Genomic DNA, 21,068 nt, shown 5'->3' with positions numbered 1-21,068 from the left:
AGGAAAGAAATGTACGATATTATATTTTTAGGTGGCGGACAAGCCGGAGTTTTTGGAGCATATGAGGCGATAAAAAAGAATAAGGATTTAAAAGTTTTAGTTTTAGATAAAGGAAGAATGTTAACTCAAAGAGTTTGTCCAAAGGAGAAGTTAGGAACATGTGTTAAGTGCCCAACTTGTGCAATAATATATGGTGTTTCAGGAGCAGGAGCTTTCTCGGATTCTAAATTCAATATGGATTATAGAGTTGGAGGAGATGTTCATGTTCTAACTGGAAAAACGATTGTAAATGAAACTATTCAGTATGTAGCTGATATATATAAGGATTTTGGATTTGATGAAAAACCATCAGGATTAGAATATAACCAAACTATGTTAGATATAAAAAAGAGATGTATTGAAAATAATGTACAATTAGTTGATACTCCAACAATGCATTTAGGAACAGATGGTTCGAGAGAGTTATATACGAAATTAGTAAATGAGCTTTTAGAAAGAGGAGTAGAGTTCATAACTGAAAGATCAGCAGAGGCTTTAATTATTGAAAATGGAACTATTAAGGGAGTAACTGTAAAAAATAAAAAAGGTGAAGATGAGAACTATTACGCAGATAACGTTGTAATAGGATTAGGAAGAAGTGGAGCTAAAAAGCTTATGGAGATGTGTGAAACATCTGGTGTAACTTATGAGACTGGAGCTGTTGATTTAGGAGTTAGAGTTGAGATTCCTGATTTGGTAATGAAAGATATCAATGAAAACTTCTATGAAGCTAAAATGATATACCACACTACAAAATATAGAGATAAGATGAGAACGTTCTGCTCGAATCCAAGTGGATTTATTGCAGCTGAGAAACATAGTGATGACGTAGTTTTAGCTAACGGTCATGCATATAAAGATAAAAAATCACAAAATACAAATTTAGCGTTATTATGTACAAAGACGTTCACACAACCGTTTAAGCAACCATTTGAGTATGCAACAGCAATAGCGAAAATGTCATCGATGTTAACTGGTGGAAAAATATTAATGCAATCTTATGGAGATTTAAAAGTTGGTAGAAGATCGACAGATGAATCAATAGCAAGATTAAATATAGTTCCTACAACGGAGGATTATGTAGCAGGAGATATCGCCTTAGCTTGTCCAAAAAGAATTTTAGACAACATTATAGAGTTCATTGAAGTACATGATAAAATAACTCCAGGATTTGCTTCGAGCGATTTATTACTTTATTTCCCAGAGATTAAATTTAGAAGTACTAGAATAACGATAGACGCTAACATGGAGACAAATGTAAAAGGATTATATGCAGCAGGGGATAGCTCAGGATATGGAAGTGGATTAAATATAGCTGCTGTAATGGGGATCTTAGCAGTAAGACACATAATTTCTAAATAATTTGGAGGAGCACAATGGGATTTTTTAATAAACTTTTCGGTAGAAAAAAAGAAGAGAAAATAGAAGAGCAAAAAGAAAAGTTAGAGCAAGAGGTTATAAAAGAAGAGATAGAGCAACCGATTTCTGATGAGTTGGTTGAAGAAAAAATAGAAGAGGAACAAAAAATTGATGAAGCTGTTGAAACAGCTTTAGAAAATGAGTCGCAAGAAGAAGAGAAGATAGAGGAAGAGATAGTTTATGTTGAGAAACCTAAAGTTGAAAAAAGAAGCTTCTTTACATCTTTAAAAGAAAAACTATTCAAATCTAGAGAGGGGCTTTTTGGAACCTTAAAAAATATTTTCACAGGAAAATCAATAGTGGATGGAGAGATGTATGAAGAGTTAGAAGATACATTAGTTCAGTCTGATATTGGAATAGAGATGACTTTGAAAATAGTTAAAGACTTAAAGGCTGAAGTAAAAGCAAGAGGAGTTAAAAATCCTGAAGATGTTTATCCGGTATTAAAAGATGTTTTAGAAAGTTATTTAATAACAGAAAATACAAACCTAGATATTCAACCGGGAAGAATGAATGTAATTCTAATAGTAGGTGTAAATGGAGTTGGAAAAACAACTACAATTGGAAAAGTAGCATCAAAATTAGTTAAAGATGGGAAAAAAGTTGTTATAGGTGCAGCAGATACATTTAGAGCGGCAGCAGTTGAGCAATTAGAAGAATGGGCTAAAAGAGCTGGAGCAGAACTTGTAAAGCATCCAGATGGAGCAGATCCTGGAGCAGTTGTTTTTGATACACTAAAAGCTGGAGAAGATAAAAATGCAGATGTTGTAATTATCGATACAGCTGGAAGACTACACAATAAAAATAACCTAATGAAAGAATTAGAAAAGATTAATAATATTATAAAAAGAAAGATAGGAGACCAACCATACGAGTCTATACTAGTTTTAGATGGAACAACTGGACAAAATGGTCTAATTCAAGCAAGAGTATTTAATGAGGTAACAGAATTAACAGGATTTGTAGTTACTAAATTAGATGGAACAGCGAAGGGTGGAATTTTATTTAGTATCTCCGAAGAACTTAAAAAACCTATAAAATATATAGGTGTAGGAGAGGGAATAGAGGATTTAAGAGAGTTTAACAGTAAAGAGTATATACAGGCAATTTTTGACTAAGATATTAAAAAAAATAGAATTTCTGTTGTAAATATATATAAAATTTGTTAATATATAGTTGAAAATTATGAGCACTATTACAGTATGATTAAAAAAGTGCGATTTTATTTAATAAAAATCAAGGAGGACTTAAAGTGAGCATTATAGTTCAAATTAAAGAAAAAGCAAAAACTTTAGGAAACAAAATAGTTCTTCCTGAGGCTACTGATGAGAGAGTAATCAGAGCAGCAGCAGGAGTAGTTGAGGAGAAGTTGGGAACTCCTGTACTAGTAGGAGATGCAGAGACAATTGAAAAATTCGCTGCAAACCTAGGAGTATCATTAGAAGGTGTAGAAATAATTGATCCAAAAACTACTGAGAAGTTATCATCTTATGTAGAGAAGCTTTGTGAATTAAGAGCGAAAAAAGGAATGACTCCAGAAGAAGCAGAAAGATTATTAACGACAGATGTTAACTTCTTTGGTGCTATGATGGTTAAAATGGGAGATGTAGCTGGAATGGTTTCAGGATCAGATTCACCTACAGCAAACGTATTAAGAGCTGGATTACAAGTTGTTGGAACTAAAGCAGGAGTAAAAACTGTATCATCAGTATTCTTAATGGAATTAAAGCATAACATAGAAACTTATGGAGAAATCTTAGTATTCGGTGATTGTGCTGTAATACCAGAACCAACTTCAGAGCAATTAGCTGATATCGCTTCAGAAGCAGCAATAACAGCATCTACAGTTGCAGGATTAGATCCAAAAGTTGCACTTATGTCATTCTCTACAAAAGGATCTGCAAAGCATGATTCAGTAGATGTTGTAAAAAGAGCAGGAGAAATCTTAAGAGAAAGAAATGCAGAGTTCGCATTTGAGGAAGAGTTACAAGCTGACGCGGCTTTAGTTGCAGCAGTAGGATTAAAGAAAGCTCCAGAATCAAAAGTTGCAGGACATGCTAACGTATTAATATTCCCTAACTTAGCAGCAGGAAATATTGGATATAAATTAGTTCAAAGATTAGCTAATGCAGAAGCTTATGGTCCTTTAATTCAAGGATTAGCAGCTCCAATCAACGATTTATCAAGAGGATGTTCAGTTAAAGATATCGTAGATTTAACTGCAATAACTTCAGTTCAAGCTGGAAAATAATCGTCTAAACAAGATTAAGGTTAAAAATCAGTGAGAGTGGCTCTCTCACTGAATAAAATATATTATAAAATAAAAATTAAGGTGGTAAATTTAATGAAAGTTTTAGTTATTAACTGTGGTAGTTCGTCTCTAAAGTACCAATTATTAAACCCTGAGTCTGGAGAGCTTTTTGCAATCGGACTTTGTGAGAGAATCGGAATCGAAGGATCAAAAATGGAATATGAAACTCCAGCAAACGACTTCGAAATCGAAATAAAAGAAGCTATGCCTACTCATAAGGAAGCTTTAGAATTAGTAATAAAAGCTATTACTAATCCAGAGTACGGAGTAATCAAATCAGTAGAAGAGATCGATGCTATCGGTCACAGAGTTGTACATGGAGGAGAAAAGTTCGCTTCATCTGTATTAGTAACTCCAGAAGTTATGGAAGCTATGGAAGAGTGTTCAGAATTAGCTCCATTACATAACCCTGCAAACCTATTAGGAATCAGAACAATGCAAGAGTTAATGCCTGGAAAACCAAACGTAGGAGTATTCGATACGTCATTCCACCAAACTATGCCTAAAGAAGCTTACATGTATGCATTACCATACGCAGATTATACAGAGTTAAAAGTTAGAAAGTACGGATTCCACGGAACATCTCATAAGTTCGTTTCAGGAGTAGCTCAAGAGTTATTAGGAAACCCTGCTGAATCAAAAATAATCGTATGTCACTTAGGAAACGGTGGATCAGTATCTGCAGTTAAAAATGGTGTATGTATTGATACAACAATGGGATTAACTCCATTACAAGGTATAATGATGGGAACTAGATGTGGAGATATCGATCCAGCAGCAGTTTTATTCATCAAGAACAAAAGAGGATTATCTGATAAAGAGATGGACGACAGAATGAACAAGCAATCTGGAATCTTAGGAGTATTCGGAGAGTCATCAGACTGTAGAGATATGGAAATGGCAGCAGCAGCAGGAAATGAAAGAGCTATATTAGCAGAAAACATGTTCGCTTACAAAATCAGAGGATATGTAGGAAACTACGCTGCACAAATGGGTGGAGTAGATGCAATTTGCTTCACTGGAGGAATCGGAGAGAATTCTGGAAAAACTAGAGAAGATGTTTTAAGAGGATTAGAGTTCTTAGGACTTGAGTTAGATAAAGAAGTTAACTCTAAGAGACAAAAAGGAAATGTTCTTTTAACTAAAGAAACTTCGAAAGTAAAAGCTTTCAAAATTCCTACAAACGAAGAGTTAGTAATAGCTAGAGATACTTACGAAATAGTAAACGCTACAAAGTAGTTTTGTGTCGAAGGTTGTTTTAAAAATAAACATATTAGTCAGTAAAAAATTATATTTGGTTGAATTAGTTTAAAAATTTCTTAAAAAAACTTAGAAGTTTAATTGACAATTTAGAGTAATATTCGTAAAATAGAGTTAACTTTAGAGTCAATTAAAAAAGGGAGGACAATTCAAATGGCTAAAAAAATGCAAACTATGGACGGAAACCAAGCTGCAGCATATGCTTCATATGCTTTTACAGAAGTAGCAGGAATCTATCCAATAACTCCATCATCGCCAATGGCTGAGTACACTGACGAGTGGGCATCAAGAGGAATGAAAAACATGTTTGGAGTTCCAGTTAAGGTTGTGGAAATGCAATCAGAAGCTGGAGCAGCAGGAACAGTTCACGGATCGTTACAAGCGGGAGCTTTAACTACTACATATACAGCATCTCAAGGATTACTATTAAAAGTTCCTAATATGTACAAAATAGCTGGAGAGTTATTACCATCAGTTATTCATGTATCTGCGAGAGCATTAGCAGCACAAGCATTATCAATCTTTGGAGATCATCAAGACGTTTATGCAGCTAGACAAACTGGATTTGCTATGTTATTTGAAAGCTCAGTACAAGAAGTAATGGATTTATCAGGAGTTGCTCACTTAGCAACAATTAAATCTAGAGTACCTTTCATGAATATATTCGATGGATTCAGAACTTCACACGAAATCCAAAAAGTTGAAGTAATGGACTTTGAAGTATTTAAAGGTTTAGTTGATATGGATGCTATAAAAGCTTTCAGAGAAAGAGCATTAAACCCTGAGCACCCAGTAACAAAAGGTACAGCTCAAAACGATGATATCTACTTCCAAACAAGAGAAGTACAAAATAAATTCTACGACGCAGTTCCTGCAATCGTAGCTGGATACATGGAAGAAATTTCAAAAGTAACTGGAAGAGATTATAAGCCATTTAATTATTATGGAGCAGCAGATGCAGAGCATATTGTTATTGCTATGGGATCTGTTTGTGAAACATTAATAGAAACTGTTGATTACTTAGTAGCAAAAGGAGAAAAAGTAGGACTTATAAATGTACACTTATATAGACCATTCTCAGCTGAGTACTTCTTCAACGTATTCCCTAAGACAGTTAAGAAAATCGCTGTATTAGATAGAACAAAAGAGCCTGGATCATTAGGAGAGCCATTATATATGGACGTAAGAGGACTATTCTACGGAATGGAAAACGCTCCAGTAATCGTAGGTGGAAGATATGGATTATCTTCTAAGGATACAACACCAGCACAAATGAAAGCTGTATTCGACAACTTAAAGCAAGATGAGCCAAAGAATGGATTCGTAGTAGGTATTAACGATGACGTTACTTTCAAATCATTAGAAGTAGGACCACACATTGAAACAGGAGCAGAAGGAGTAAGAGAGTGCTTATTCTTCGGACTTGGATCAGATGGAACAGTTGGAGCTAACAAAAACTCAATTAAGATTATCGGAGATAAAACAGATTTATATGCACAAGGATACTTTGCATATGATTCAAAAAAATCTGGAGGATCAACTAGATCTCATTTAAGATTTGGAAAAAATCCAATTAAATCAACTTACTTAGTATCAGCACCTAACTTCGTAGCTTGTTCAGTACCAGCGTACTTAACTCAATACGATATGATTGGTGGATTAAAGCAAGGTGGAACATTCCTATTAAACTGTGTGTGGGATAAAGATGAGGTTGTTGCTCACTTACCAAATTCAGTTAAGAAAACTTTAGCAGAGAAAAATGCTAAATTCTATATTATAAATGCTAATAAGTTAGCTACAGAAATTGGATTATCAGGAAGAACTAATACAATAATGCAATCAGCATTCTTTAAATTAGCTGACGTTATTCCATTTGAGGATGCACAAAGCTATATGAAGCAATATGCGGAAAAATCTTACGCTAAGAAAGGTGACGCTATTGTTAAGATGAACTACGAAGCTATCGATAAGGGAGCTGGAGAGTTAGTTGAAATAGCTGTTGATCCATCATGGGCTAACTTAACAACAGAAGTTGTAGCAGAAGAAAAAGGAGCTTGCTCTTGTACAGGATGCGGATGTGGAACGACAACTAAGTTAGAAGCATTCGTAGAAAAAATTGCTAAACCAGTAAATGCTTTACAAGGTGAAAACTTACCAGTTTCTACTTTCTTAGGATATGAGGATGGAACATTTGAGAACGGTACAACTGCTTTTGAAAAGAGAGGAGTTGCAGTAAACGTTCCTGAGTGGAAATCAGAAAACTGTATCCAATGTAACCAATGTTCTTATGTTTGTCCACATGCAGTTATTAGACCATTCTTAATGACAGCTGAGGAAAAAGCAGGAGCACCAAACGAGTTAAAAACAAAAACTCCAATTGGAAAAGGTTTAGAAGGACTAGAGTATAAGATTCAAGTATCTCCATTAGATTGTACAGGATGTGGACTATGTGCTAACGTATGTCCAGCTAAAGAGAAAGCTTTAGTAATGGTACCAATTGGACAAGAAGTTGAAAAAGGTGAGCAAGAAAATGCAGATTACCTATTCAATGAAGTAACTTATAAAGATAACTTAATGCCAAAATCATCAGTAAAAGGATCGCAATTTGCACAACCATTATTCGAGTTCCACGGAGCTTGTGGAGGATGTGGAGAAACTCCTTACATTAAGGCAATAACTCAATTATTTGGAGACAGAATGATGATAGCTAACGCTACAGGATGTTCTTCAATATATGGAGGATCAGCACCATCAACTCCATACACAACAAATAGCTGTGGAGAAGGTCCATCATGGGCTAACTCATTATTCGAGGATAACGCAGAGTTTGGATATGGAATGGCAACTGCTGTTGAAGCTATGAGAGATAGAATTGCAACAATCATGGAAGAAAACATGAACAATGTTTCTGAAGAGGTTGCAGCAATGTTCACTGAATGGCTTGCTAATAGAGCAGATGGAAACAAAACAAAAGAGATCAGAGATAGATTAGTACCAGCTTTAGAAGCTTGTGATTGTGCAGTAGCAGCAGAACTTCTAGAGTTAAAACAATACATTGTTAAAAAATCACAATGGATATTTGGAGGAGACGGATGGGCTTATGACATCGGTTATGGAGGATTAGACCACGTTTTAGCTTCTTCAGATGATGTTAACGTTTTAGTAATGGATACTGAAATCTATTCTAACACTGGAGGACAAGCATCTAAATCAACTCAAACAGGAGCGGTAGCGAAATTCGCGGCTGCAGGAAAACCTAATAAGAAGAAAGATTTAGCTGCAATTGCTATGTCTTATGGACATATATATGTTGCTCAAGTATCTATGGGAGCTAACCAAGCTCAATACTTAAAAGCAATCGCTGAAGCTGAGGCTTATCCAGGACCATCATTAATCATAGCTTATGCACCTTGTATCAGTCATGGATTAAAGAACGGAATGGGTAACAGTCAACTTGAGATGAAAAAAGCTACTGAGTGTGGATACTGGCCAATCTTCAGATACAATCCATTATTAGAAGCAGAAGGTAAAAACCCACTTCAAATTGATTGTAAAGAACCAAACTGGGATAACTACAATGACTACTTAATGGGAGAGGTTAGATATGCTACATTAGCTAAATCTCAACCAGAACATGCATCAGTACTGTTCGCTAAGAATAAGTCAGAATCTCAAAGAAGATGGAGACAATACCAAAGACTTGCATCATTAGACTTCACATCAGAAGCTAAGTAATTCTTTGAACTATAGAGATAAGGTAGAGATACCTTATCTCTTTTTTTATTACAAAACTTTTTTGTAAATTAACGTATAATTTGATATAATTAAAAGTAAGTAGTAATAAAGAGAGGGTGGAAAAATGAAGATATCTGTTGCAATGATAACCTTTAACGAAGAGAAAATTTTAAGAAAAACATTAGAATCGATTAAAGAGTTAGCAGATGAGATAGTTATTGTTGATAGTGGATCAACTGATTCAACAGAAGCGATAGCAAAAGAATTTGGAGCAAAGTTTCACACTGAATCTTGGAAAGGATATGGACCTCAAAGAAATTCGGCTATAGAAAAATGTGAAGGGACTTGGATTTTAAATATAGATGCAGATGAAGAGATTTCAGAAGAATTGAAAAGAAAAATAAAAGAGATAGTAGCAAATGAAGATGATAAAAAAGAGATATATAAAATAAATAGATTATCTGTGTGTTTTGGAAAAGAATTGAAACATGGTGGATGGGGAACTTCTTACGCTATTAGGTTATTTAAAAAAGGATCTGGAAAATTTAATGATAATATGGTCCATGAAGCTTTTGAAACAGATAAAGAGATATATAAAATAAAGGAAGATATTTTGCATCATTCCTATTTAACAATGGAAGATTATTTTAATAGATTTAATAGATATACAACAGAAGGTGCTAAAGATTACTATAAAAAAGGAAAAAAAGCAAGTGTGTTTGATATCGTAATTAATCCTCTATATAAATTTTTAAGAATGTATATATTTAGATTAGGTTTTTTAGATGGAGTTGAAGGATTTGTTATAGCATCAACAAGTTCTTTATATTCGATGGTTAAATATTTTAAATTAAGGGAGATGTATAAAAATGGCTCGTACTTACAAAAAAATAATAATAGCAAGAACGGATAAAATAGGCGACTTAATTTTATCAATCCCAAGTTTTTTTATGATCAGAAAGATGTATCCGGATGCAGAAATAACTTTATTAGTTAGAAATTATAATTATAACATAGTAAAAAATCTACCTTATATAAATAGAGTAGTTCAAATAGATAGATATAGACAAAAAGAATTATTAGAAAAAATCGAGTATTTTAATGCAGATGTTTTTATAGCTTTATATGTAGATGATTTTGTTATGCAATTAGCAAAAGCGAGTAAAGCAAAGGTTAAGATAGGACCTCTTTCAAAATTAAAATCATTTTTTACTTTCAATAAAGGTGTTCTTCAAAAAAGATCAAAATCTATAAAACATGAAGCTGAGTATAATCTAGATTTAATAAAAAAATTAGACAAGAAACTTTTCGAAGAAAGATTTGAGATAAATACAGCGATTTATTTAGATAAAAATAATATTGAGTCAGCGGAAAAATTTTTTAAAGATAATAATATAGGGAAAAAAGTGCTAGTTGTAAATCCTTTTATGGGAGGTTCAGCTAAAAATATAACAGATGAACAGTATGCTAATATTTTAACAAAAATTATAGATAGAGTAGAAAATTTAGATGTAATAATAACAGCACATATCTCAGATGAAGAGAGAGGTTTAGATCTAATAAAAAAGATAGATAGAGATAGAGTTTATTTATTTGCAAATGGTGGAGAACTTTTAAATATTGGCGCGGTGATAAACAAATCAAAAGTTTATTTTGGTGGATCGACAGGACCTACTCATATAGCTGGCTCTTTACAGAAAAGTATAGTTGCACTATACCCTAAAAAGCCAACTCAGAGTCCAACAAGATGGGGAGTATATGGAGATGAGGACGTAACTTATGTAATTCCGGATGAGAATAGTAAAGAGAACTATAAACATAAAAACTTTGATTCATATACAGATAAAGTTGAAGAAAGAATTGTTCAAGAGATAATAGATAGATTGGAGAGATAATAGTGAAGATATTGATTATACATACAGCTTTTATTGGGGATATTGTACTGTCTACACCACTGATAAAAAGAATAAAAGAGGTGTACCCTGAATCTAAGATTACATATGTAACAACTCCAGTTGGTGCAAGCATTTTGAGAAATAATGAGGATATAACAGAGATAATAGAGTATGATAAAAGAGGAACTCATTCAGGATTTAAAGGACTTATTGCATTGGGAAGAAGATTGAGATATGAGAACTTTAATTTAGTTTTGACTCCTCATAGATACTTGCGTAGTTCTATACTTTCGTGGTTAACAAGATCTCCAAAAAGAATAGGTTATGATACTGCAAGTGGAGCAATCCTCTTTACGGACAAAGTTAAGTACGATAAAGAAAAGCATGAAGTAGAAAAGTTACTTTCATTTATGGGAGAGATACCTAAAAATTCGAGAGAGGATTATCCGATAGAATTATATCCAAGTAAAAAAGACACTGAAATCATAAATAGAATTTGGGAAGAAAATGGATTAGAAAATGAAGATGTTATAGCTATAGCTCCTGGAAGTAAGTGGTTTACTAAAAAGTGGCCTTTAGAATATTTTAATAAAGTTATAGATTTGTTGATAGAAAATAATAAAAAAGTAATAGTTATCGGCGGAAAAGATGAGATGTTTTTAAATGTCCACACATCTAAGGGAGTTATTGACTTGAGAGGAAAAACAACACTTTTAGAATTAGCTGAAGTCTTAAGAAGAGTGAGAGTTGTACTGACAAATGATTCATCTCCGATTCATATAGCATCAGCTTTTAAAAATACGAGAATAATAGCTTTGTTTGGACCGACAGTAAAAGAGTTTGGATTTTTTCCTTGGAGTGAAAATAGTGAGGTTTTAGAAATTGAAGGCTTACCTTGTAGACCATGTGGAATTCATGGTGGAAATAAGTGTCCAAAGGGGCATTTTAAATGTATGTTGGAAATAAAACCAGAAAAGGTATTTGATAAAATTTTACAAGCTTTAAAGAGGTAATCTATGGAGAAAGTTGTTTGTAACAGTTCTATAAAGTTTAATTTACCAAATAGAATAAAAAATAATGAGTTTACTATTTTGAAAGTTTTAAAAGATGATAAAAGAAGCCATGTTCTTTTGATAAAAGTTGATGAGGAACAATATGTTTACAAAGTTCCTAAAGAAAAAAATAAAAGAGTTTGGCAAAGAATATTATCATTTTTTAGAGGAAGTGAAAGTAGAAGAGAGTATTCTAATTGTTTAAGAATATCAGAGTTAGGATTTAAAGGTGCGACTCCAATTATGTATTGGGAAAAAAGAGTGTTTGGAATGTGTTTTGATTCATTTTTTATAAGTTCCTATTTAGAAGGAAAAACAGCAACGATCAATGAGCTTTTTTTTGTTAAAAATGAATTAGAAAAAATTCATAAAAAAGGATACTTACATGGTGATTCACAACTTGATAATTTTATGATATTAAAAGATGAAGTCTATTTAATAGATGTGAAATTGATAAAAAATAAATATGGTAAAGCAGGAGCGGCTTATGAATTTATATATTTAGAAGAGAGTTGTCATAAGGAGATTGACATCTATGACAAAACCTCATTAAGTTATAAGTTAGCTAAATCTTTAAATATTTATCTACATTGGATTGGGAGAATGAAGAAAATTATTCGAAGAAAGGAAAGATAAATTGAGAGTTTTGATTATAAGACTAAGTTCGATAGGGGATGTCATCCTAACGACACCGGTACTGAAAGAATTGAAAAAAAAGTACCCTGATATAGTTATAGACTTTTTGGTTATGGAAAACTTTAAAGATTCTATTTCAGGGTGTCCTTATATAGATAATTTAATATTGTTTAATAAAGAGAAACATGATGGGTTAAAAAATATGATAGCCTTTGGTAAAGAATTAAAGAAAAATAATTATGATTACGTTTTTGATTTACATTCAAAAGTAAGATCAAAAATTATAAGTAGTGTTATTTCTAAAAATGTGTATACATATAAAAAAAGAGGACTTTTAAAAACAATATTAGTTAAAACAAAAGCTACAAAATATAAAGTTGATAATACGATAATTAAAAATTATTTTGGTGCTTTTAAAGTTTTGGGTTTGGAGTATCAGGGTGAGGATTTAACATTTAGTTTCGAACAAAAAGATGTGGAAAAATTAAAAACATTATGTATAGAATATGAAAATGTTCCGATGATAGCCCCAGGCGCATCAAAGGAAACTAAAAAGTGGACAAAAGAAGGGTTTGCAGAATTGTCAAAACTACTTTATAATAAATATGGGAAAAAACCTATTATAATAGGCTCTGCTGCAGAGTATGAGATGTGTGAGAAAATAAAGAATCTAAGTGGTGGAATAGCAATAAATTTAGCAGGAAAATTAAATCTTAAAGAGAGTGGAGCTTTACTATCTAAAGCTAAGTTTTTAGTAACAAATGATTCTGGACCATTTCATATTGCTAGAGGTGTTAAATGCCCAACATTTGTAATCTTTGGACCAACTAGTCCCGAGATGTTTGAATATGATGAAAATAATAAATTGATTTATTTAAATGAACCTTGTTCACCTTGCAGTTTACACGGAGACAAAAACTGTCCACAAAAACATTTTAATTGTATGAAAAAACTGAGTGCGACAAGAGTAATGGAGATAATAGAAAAAAATGGGAGGTAGTTGAAATGGCAAAAAAGTCAGTAGAAACAACAGATAAGTCAAAAGCATTAGAGACAGCGTTAAAGCAGATTAGAAAAGACTTTGGTGATGGTTCAATAATGAAACTAGGTGAAAACCAAGGAATGAACATTGAAGTAATTTCAACGGGAAGTATAAACTTGGATTTAGCTCTTGGATTAGGAGGAGTACCTAGAGGTAGAATAATTGAGGTTTATGGAGCTGAAAGTTCAGGTAAAACTACAATAGCATTACATGTTGTGGCTCAAGCTCAAAAGCTTGGAGGAGTAGCAGCATTTATAGATGCTGAGCATGCATTGGATCCAGTTTATGCAAAAGCTTTAGGTGTAGATGTAGACGAGTTATTAATCTCTCAACCAGATTTTGGAGAACAAGCGTTAGAGATTGCGGATATGTTAGTTAGATCGGGAGCTATAGATGTTATAGTAGTCGATTCAGTAGCGGCATTAGTTCCAAAAGCTGAGATAGATGGTGAGATGTCAGATCAACAAATGGGACTTCAAGCAAGATTAATGTCGAAAGCTTTAAGAAAGTTAACAGCGTCAATAAATAAATCAAAAACAACTATGATATTTATAAACCAAGTTAGAGATAAGATTGGTGGATTCAGTTTTGGACCTCAAACAACTACAACAGGTGGAAAAGCTTTAAAGTTCTACTCTTCAGTTAGAATGGAAGTAAAGAGAATTGGAAGTGTAAAACAAGGAGAAGAAATCATAGGAAATGAAACAGTTGTAAAAGTTACTAAGAATAAAGTAGCGCCTCCATTTAGAGAAGCTAAATTCCAAATTATGTATGGAAAAGGAATATCTAGAGTTGGGGAGATAATGGATATGGCTTTAGATAATGATATCGTAGCAAAATCAGGAGCATGGTTTAGTTTTGGAGATATCAGATTAGGGCAAGGTAAAGAAAATGTAAAAGCTAGATTAGAAGCTGAACCAGAATTATTAGCAGCTATTGAGGAAAAAGTAAATCAACTTTTAGAGAAGAACACTATTGTACTTCATACATCAGAAGGAGAGGGCGATATTGAAACTGAAGAGGCTATTGAAGAATAATTATCTCTTTGAAAATGGTTTAAATATTGGCTTGAATAATGAAATAGTAAATAAATATGATTTAAAAAAGAGAGAGGAGCTATCTCACGAGGAATACTTACAAGTGTTAGAGTTAGCTGCTCTCTCTACTTCATATTATTATTTAGCCAAAAGAGATTATAGTAAAAAAGAGATTTATACAAAACTTGTACAAAAATATTGGGAAAAAGCAGTAGTTTTAAAAGTAGTAGAAAGATTAGAGGAGCTAGATTATATCAACGATATAGAATTTGCTCAAAATTTTGTTAAAAATAGAAAAGGTGGAAGAAAAAAGCTTGAATATGATCTCAGATTAAAAGGTATTTCACCAGATATAATAAAAGAAAGTTTAAATATATATGAAGATGATGATGAATTAGAGGAGTTATCGAAGGCTTGGGATAAGCTTGGAAATAGAGATGATCAAAAAAAGATAGCTTCATTAATGAGAAAAGGTTATTCTTACGGAGATATAAAAAAGATTATGACTAGAAAACAGGAGGAAGAATGTTAACATTGATAAAAGTTACGTTTGTAGCGCTACTTAATTTTGCATATATAACTATATTTAAAGCTGGAAAGATAAAGAAAATGTCTAGTGAGAAAGCTCCGTTAGAAGCAAGAAAAGTTTTAAGAGAGCAACTGTGTATGAGTTTGATAAAAGCGGCAAAGATAGATTTAGAGGTTACTTATTTAGATGAAAAAGCATATAGAAAATTAAAAAGAGAAGATGGGGTTGTTGTAGTTGCAAACCATGAAAGTAACTTAGACATTCCTGTTTTAGTTGCAGCACTAGATCTTCCCTTAGGATTTGTGGCTAAAAAAGAGATGGAAAGTTGGCCATTTTATTCTATGTGGATGAAAATGAGTAAATGCATATTTTTAGATAGATCTAATCCAAGAGAAGGAATAAAAAGTATAAAGAAAGCTGTTGATATAGTTAAACAGGGATATCCAACAGTTATATTTCCAGAAGGAGAAAGAACATTAACTGGAAAAATGGGAACTTTTAAGAAAGGAAGTTTTAAATTAGCAACAGAAACTAATGGAATTATTTTACCTGTAACAATTGATGGAACTTTTTTTGTTCAAAGTAGAAAAAGTATAAAAATTAATCCAAATAAAAAGGTTCGTGTAACTGTAGGAAAACCGATAGATTTGAAGAAAATGTACTTAGAAAATGGCAAAAATCTTAGTGAGATTGTTCAAGAATTGGTAGGTAATGAGAAAATTGTAAAAAATAATTAAAAAATAACCACTAATTTAGTATAAAATTAACCGCTAAAAAGTCTGGAAAAGTTTGACACTAATTATTATTTGTGCTATAATCTCCTTGAAAATTAAGTGAAGCTTAACAGAGCTTTAACCAAAAATATAAGTGGAATATATAAAAATTATAATCCATTCAGGAGGAAAAAGATGGAAAACTTACAATCTTACTGGTCAGAATTCAAAGGAAACTTATGGAAGAAAGAAATCAACGTTAGAGATTTCATTCAAAACAACTACACACCATACACTGGTGACGAAGCTTTCTTAGCAGGAGCTACTGAAAATACAAAAGCTGTTTGGTCAAAATTAACAGAAATGTTCAAAGTAGAAATTGCAAAAGGAGTTTACGATGCAGAAACTAGAACTCCACAAGCTATCGATACTTATGGACCTGGGTACATCTCAAAAGAAAACGAATCAATCGTTGGATTACAAACAGATGCACCATTAAAGAGAGGTATTTATCCAAAAGGTGGATTAAGAATGGTTGAAAACTCTCTTAATGCTTACGGATACGAAATCGATCCAATAACAAAAGAAATATTCTCAAGATACAGAAAAACTCATAACGAAGGAGTTTTCTCAGCTTATACAGATGATATGAAAGCTGTAAGAAAATCAGGAATCGTAACTGGATTACCAGATGCTTACGGAAGAGGAAGAATAATCGGAGACTACAGAAGAGTAGCTCTATACGGAGTAGACAGATTAATCGAAGAAAGAAAATTCGAATTAAAGAAAGCTGAATCTCCAGAATTAACTGAAGAAATAATCAGAAAAAGAGAAGAAATCACTGAGCAAATCAATGCGTTAAAATTATTCGTAAAAATGTGTGCTTCTTACGGATTCGACGTTACAAAGCCAGCTACAAATGCAAAAGAAGCTGTACAATGGGTATACTTCGCATACTTAGCAGCAACTAAAGATCAAGATGGAGCTGCAATGTCAGTTGGAAGAACTGCTACATTCTTAGATATCTTCATCGAAAGAGACTTAGCTAAAGGATTAATCACTGAAACTGAAGCTCAAGACTTAATCGACCAATTTATTATAAAATTAAGAATCATTAGATTCTTAAGAACTCCAGAGTACAACGAGTTATTCTCAGGAGATCCTACTTGGGTAACAGAAGCTTTAGGAGGAGAAGGAGTAGACGGAAGAACTTTAGTTTCTAAAACTGCGTTCAGATACTTAAATACTCTTTACAACTTAGGACCAGCTCCAGAGCCAAACTTAACAGTATTATGGTCACAAAAATCTCCAGAAAACTGGAAGAACTTCTGTGCTAAAGTTTCAATAGATACATCAGCTATCCAATACGAAAACGATGATTTAATGAGACCAGACTTAGGTGACGACTACGGAATCGCATGTTGTGTTTCTCCAATGAAAATAGGAAAGCAAATGCAATTCTTCGGAGCTAGAGTAAACTTACCAAAAGCTTTATTATATGTAATCAACGGTGGAAGAGATGAGAAGTCAGGAGCACAAGTTGCACCTAAATTCGAAGGAATCACTTCTGAGTACTTAGATTTCAATGAAGTTATGGAAAAATATGACTTAATGTTAAAATGGTTAGCAGGAGTATACATCAATGCTCTTAAAGTTATCCACTACATGCACGACAAATATTCTTACGAAGCATTCGAAATGTCACTTCATGATGTAGATGTTTTAAGAACTCAAGCATCAGGAATTGCAGGATTATCAATCGTTGCTGACTCGTTAGCAGCTATCAGAGATGCAAAAGTAAGAGTAATCAGAGATGAAAGAGGAATCGCTGTTGACTTCGTAAGAGAAGGAGAATACGTAGCATTCGGAAACAACGATGACAATACAGATAAATTAGCAGTTGAAATTATGGAGAAATTCATGAACTACATCAGAACTCATGAAACTTACAGAAATTCAAAAGCAACTCAATCTATCTTAACAATTACTTCAAACGTAGTTTACGGAAAGAAAACAGGAACTACTCCTTGTGGAAGACCAGCAGGAACTCCATTCTCTCCAGGAGCTAACCCAATGAACGGAAGAGATAAGAGAGGAGCTGTAGCAGCACTTGCTTCAGTAGCTAAGTTACCATTCCACCATGCAGAAGATGGAATTTCTTACACGTTTGCTATCACTCCAGGAGCTTTAGGAAAATCTAGAGAAGAAAGAGTAGAGAACTTAGTAGGATTAATGGATGGATACTTCACAGCTGATGGAGGACAACATTTAAATGTTAACGTGTTCGATAAGGCTTTATTAGAGGATGCAATGGCTAACCCTGAGAAGTACCCTCAATTAACAATCAGAGTTTCTGGATACGCAGTTAACTTCGTAAGATTAACAAAAGAGCAACAATTAGACGTTATTTCAAGAACAATTAACGGAAATATGTAATTAATAAAGTAATATAAAGGATGTGCTAAGAAATGAAAAAGGGATTTATACACTCACACGAGAGTTTTGGAACTGTAGATGGACCAGGTATTAGATATGTAGTATTTACTCAAGGATGTCCTTTGAGATGTAAATATTGTCATAACTGTGATACTTGGAAAAAAGAGGAAGCGAAATCTCTGGAGACTCCTGAACAAACTTTCTTAGAAATCTGTAAATATAAAAACTTTATAAAAAAGGGAGGAGTTACGGTTACCGGTGGAGATCCGTTAACTCAACCCGAATATGTAAAAGAACTATTGAAACTTTGTAAGAAAGAGGGAATACACACAGCGATCGATACTTCTGGATATTTATTTAACGATAAAGTTAAAGAAGCTTTAGAATATGCAGATCTTGTATTACTAGATATAAAATCAATAGATCCTATACAATATAAAGAGTTAACTGGTGTTGACTTAGAACCTACTTTAAAATTTGCACAGTATTTAAAAGAGATTGGAAAACCGATGTGGGTAAGACACGTTGTTGTTCCAGGGATCACTGATAATGATGAATTATTAGGAAAATTAGCTGATTACTTAAAAGATTTTGATAATCTTGAAAAAGTAGAAGTTTTACCATATCACTCTTTAGGAGAGTATAAATGGCAAAAGATTGGTCTAGAGTACCCTTTAAAAGGAGTAGAGCAACTTTCAGCTGAAAGATTTGAAAATGCTAAAAACATATTCAAAAGTAGAGGTTTATCAGTTAAATAATAAAGTTTTGACTACCTTAGAGCTAATTTGTTCTAAGGTAGTTTTTTATATACTTTGGTAAAAAATATGATATAATTAAGTAAAAAAAGAAGGAGAATCCAATGATAATATTAGGAATAGAAACATCTTGTGATGAAACGTCGATAGCTGTTTTAAAAGATGGTAAAGAGGTTTTATCTAATAATATCTCTTCTCAAATAGATATACATAAAGAGTATGGTGGAGTTGTTCCAGAAATAGCTTCAAGACATCATATAAAAAATATAGCTACAATATTAGAAGAGAGTTTAGAAGAAGCTAAAATAACTATGGATGATGTAGATTATATAGCTGTAACATATGCTCCAGGACTGATTGGGGCTTTACTGGTAGGAATATCTTTTGCAAAAGGATTAGCATATGGAAATGATATACCATTAATCCCAGTTCATCATATAAAAGCACATATATATGGAAACTTTATAGAACACAACATAGAGTTACCGTGTATCGCTTTAGTTGTATCTGGTGGTCATACTAATATAGTTTATATAGATGAAAATCATAATTTTATAAATTTAGGTGCAACACTAGACGATGCGGTAGGTGAAAGCTATGATAAGGTAGCTAGAGTAATGGGAATAGGATATCCTGGTGGACCTATTGTAGACAAACTTTATTATAAAGGAAATAAGGATGCTTTGAAAATACCTGAACCGAAAGTAGATGGATATGATTTTAGTTTCTCAGGAATAAAAACTTCAGTTATAAATGCTGTAAACAAAGCAAGAATGAAGGGAGAAGATTTTAAACCTGAAGACTTATCTGCGTCATTCCAAGAGAAAGTCGTAGATATTCTTTGTAAAAAAACTTTAAAAGCAGTTCAAGATAAAGGCGTTAAACAGATTGTAATAGCTGGAGGAGTTGCAGCTAACTCATTATTAAGAACAGAGCTGGCAAAAAGAGCAGAAAAAATAGGAGTGAAAGTTAACTATCCATCGATGTCATATTGTACAGATAATGCTGCAATGATAGCAGCAGCAGCTTATTACAAATTAAATTATGGAAAAGGCGAAATTTTTGCAGATTTAACTTTAAATGGAAAAGCTACATTAGATATAATGAAAGATTAAAAAATACCCCAAATCTTTGGGGTATTTTAATTTTTATGGTATAATTTTTATATATAAAAAGAGTTAGGGAGAGTAATTCTAGAACCTATTTAACATTGAAAAACTCTTGAAAATATGGTAAAATTTTTGGATAACAATGTGTTATTTTGGAGGTAAAATGAAGATATATATTGCTCCACTAGCGGGAGTTACAGATTATACATTTAGAGGAATTTTAGAAGAATATAAACCTGATCTTATGTTTACGGAGATGGTAAGTATAAATGCCTTAGAGATGGAAAATGAAAAGACATTGAATCAAATATTAAGAATAAGAGAGGGAGAGGCTGTTCAAATATTTGGAAGAGATGTTGATAAAATGGTTCATAGTGCAAAATATATAACTGAGAAGTTAGGTGTAAAACATATAGATGTGAATGCAGGTTGTCCAGTAAATAAGATAATAAAAAATGGATATGGAGCCGCTCTTTTAGAAGATCCAGATCATATAAAAAAAATCCTGTGTGAGATAAGAGCTAATATAGCTGATGATGTTGATTTATCATTAAAAACAAGAGTAGGTTATAAAGGATTAAAACAGCATAAATTGGTAGGACAAATAGCTGAAGAAGCGGGATGTAAACATATTACTATACACGGAAGAACAAGAGAACAGATGTATAGTGGAACTGCAGATTGGGAACTGATTAAAGAGGTTAAAGAAAGTGTAAATATAGAGGTTATAGGAAATGGAGATATATTTACTGCAGATGATGCCTATGAAAAAGTAAAATATTCAGGTGTGGATGGAATAATGTTGGCAAGAGGAATATGTGGAAATCCTTGGTTAATTAAGCAAATAAAAGAAAAATTTGAAACTGGAGATGTTCAAACTGTTTTAACTCCAGAGATGAGATTAGATATGGCTATCAAACATACTCTTCAAGCCAAGTTAGATAATCCTGATAAAAAATTTCTATTTGAACTAAGAAAACATCTGTGTTGGTACTTAAAAGGGATAAGAAATGGAGCTGTATTGAAAGGGGCTATAAATCAGATAGATAATTATGATGAGTTAGTAGCTCTATTAGAGAAAGCTAAGGAAAATTTATAAT

Annotated in this window: 17 protein-coding genes; all 17 read left to right on the top strand. The window is 32.8% G+C overall.

Features of this window, described 5'->3' with window-relative positions:
* Nucleotides 1-9 precede the first annotated feature (9 nt).
* The 17 genes from L992_RS00780 to dusB all read left to right on the top strand — a co-directional run bounded on the left by L992_RS00780 (nucleotide 10) and on the right by dusB (nucleotide 21,067).
* Nucleotides 10-1,401 (top strand): NAD(P)/FAD-dependent oxidoreductase, encoded by a 1,392-nt coding sequence (locus tag L992_RS00780; RefSeq protein ID WP_047381215.1) that lies wholly within the window; start codon nucleotides 10-12, stop codon nucleotides 1,399-1,401.
* Between the two features lie 14 nt (nucleotides 1,402-1,415).
* On the top strand, nucleotides 1,416-2,576 hold the full coding sequence (gene ftsY, locus L992_RS00775) for a signal recognition particle-docking protein FtsY (RefSeq protein ID WP_047393932.1): 1,161 nt from the start codon (nucleotides 1,416-1,418) through the stop codon (nucleotides 2,574-2,576).
* Nucleotides 2,577-2,710: 134 nt separating this feature from the next.
* Nucleotides 2,711-3,709, top strand: coding sequence for a phosphate acetyltransferase (pta, locus tag L992_RS00770; protein WP_047381220.1), 999 nt, complete (start codon nucleotides 2,711-2,713; stop codon nucleotides 3,707-3,709).
* A 93-nt stretch (nucleotides 3,710-3,802) separates the two neighbouring features.
* The gene (locus L992_RS00765) at nucleotides 3,803-5,008 is read left to right on the top strand and encodes an acetate/propionate family kinase (protein ID WP_047381221.1); all 1,206 of its coding nucleotides are present in this window, start codon (nucleotides 3,803-3,805) and stop codon (nucleotides 5,006-5,008) included.
* A gap of 174 nt (nucleotides 5,009-5,182) precedes the next feature.
* Nucleotides 5,183-8,764, top strand: a complete 3,582-nt coding sequence (gene nifJ / locus L992_RS00760; RefSeq protein ID WP_047381222.1) for a pyruvate:ferredoxin (flavodoxin) oxidoreductase — start codon at nucleotides 5,183-5,185, stop codon at nucleotides 8,762-8,764.
* A gap of 124 nt (nucleotides 8,765-8,888) precedes the next feature.
* Nucleotides 8,889-9,677 (top strand): glycosyltransferase family 2 protein, encoded by a 789-nt coding sequence (locus L992_RS00755; RefSeq protein WP_047381223.1) that lies wholly within the window; start codon nucleotides 8,889-8,891, stop codon nucleotides 9,675-9,677.
* Nucleotides 9,634-10,659, top strand: coding sequence for a glycosyltransferase family 9 protein (locus tag L992_RS00750; protein ID WP_047381226.1), 1,026 nt, complete (start codon nucleotides 9,634-9,636; stop codon nucleotides 10,657-10,659). Before L992_RS00755 ends, L992_RS00750 begins: the two co-directional genes overlap by 44 nt.
* Before the next feature lie 2 nt (nucleotides 10,660-10,661).
* Nucleotides 10,662-11,672 carry a glycosyltransferase family 9 protein gene (locus tag L992_RS00745; protein ID WP_047393929.1) on the top strand — a complete coding sequence of 337 codons (1,011 nt, stop codon included), beginning with the start codon at nucleotides 10,662-10,664 and terminating at the stop codon, nucleotides 11,670-11,672.
* 3 nt (nucleotides 11,673-11,675) lie between these two features.
* Nucleotides 11,676-12,347, top strand: coding sequence for a lipopolysaccharide core heptose(II) kinase RfaY (locus L992_RS00740; protein ID WP_081982628.1), 672 nt, complete (start codon nucleotides 11,676-11,678; stop codon nucleotides 12,345-12,347).
* A 1-nt stretch (nucleotide 12,348) separates the two neighbouring features.
* On the top strand, nucleotides 12,349-13,347 hold the full coding sequence (locus tag L992_RS00735; RefSeq protein WP_047393926.1) for a glycosyltransferase family 9 protein: 999 nt from the start codon (nucleotides 12,349-12,351) through the stop codon (nucleotides 13,345-13,347).
* 5 nt (nucleotides 13,348-13,352) lie between these two features.
* On the top strand, nucleotides 13,353-14,426 hold the full coding sequence (gene recA / locus L992_RS00730; RefSeq protein ID WP_047381230.1) for a recombinase RecA: 1,074 nt from the start codon (nucleotides 13,353-13,355) through the stop codon (nucleotides 14,424-14,426).
* The gene (locus L992_RS00725) at nucleotides 14,416-14,958 is read left to right on the top strand and encodes a regulatory protein RecX (RefSeq protein WP_052191648.1); all 543 of its coding nucleotides are present in this window, start codon (nucleotides 14,416-14,418) and stop codon (nucleotides 14,956-14,958) included. Before recA ends, L992_RS00725 begins: the two co-directional genes overlap by 11 nt.
* Nucleotides 14,952-15,692, top strand: coding sequence for a 1-acyl-sn-glycerol-3-phosphate acyltransferase (locus L992_RS00720; protein WP_047393924.1), 741 nt, complete (start codon nucleotides 14,952-14,954; stop codon nucleotides 15,690-15,692). The genes L992_RS00725 and L992_RS00720 overlap by 7 nt, the downstream gene beginning before the upstream one ends.
* A gap of 171 nt (nucleotides 15,693-15,863) precedes the next feature.
* Entirely contained in the window at nucleotides 15,864-18,104 is a 2,241-nt protein-coding gene (gene pflB, locus L992_RS00715) for a formate C-acetyltransferase (protein ID WP_047381232.1), read from the top strand.
* A gap of 32 nt (nucleotides 18,105-18,136) precedes the next feature.
* Nucleotides 18,137-18,862 carry a pyruvate formate-lyase-activating protein gene (gene pflA, locus L992_RS00710; protein WP_047381234.1) on the top strand — a complete coding sequence of 242 codons (726 nt, stop codon included), beginning with the start codon at nucleotides 18,137-18,139 and terminating at the stop codon, nucleotides 18,860-18,862.
* Between the two features lie 101 nt (nucleotides 18,863-18,963).
* Nucleotides 18,964-19,974 (top strand): tRNA (adenosine(37)-N6)-threonylcarbamoyltransferase complex transferase subunit TsaD, encoded by a 1,011-nt coding sequence (gene tsaD / locus L992_RS00705; protein ID WP_047393923.1) that lies wholly within the window; start codon nucleotides 18,964-18,966, stop codon nucleotides 19,972-19,974.
* A gap of 157 nt (nucleotides 19,975-20,131) precedes the next feature.
* On the top strand, nucleotides 20,132-21,067 hold the full coding sequence (dusB, locus tag L992_RS00700) for a tRNA dihydrouridine synthase DusB (protein WP_047381237.1): 936 nt from the start codon (nucleotides 20,132-20,134) through the stop codon (nucleotides 21,065-21,067).
* Nucleotide 21,068 lies beyond the last annotated feature (1 nt).

The organism is Cetobacterium sp. ZOR0034 (assembly GCF_000799075.1).
Taxonomy (GTDB): domain Bacteria; phylum Fusobacteriota; class Fusobacteriia; order Fusobacteriales; family Fusobacteriaceae; genus Cetobacterium_A.
The sequence above is the reverse complement of the archived record's forward strand: the minus strand, read 5'-3'. Positions and strand labels throughout refer to the sequence as shown.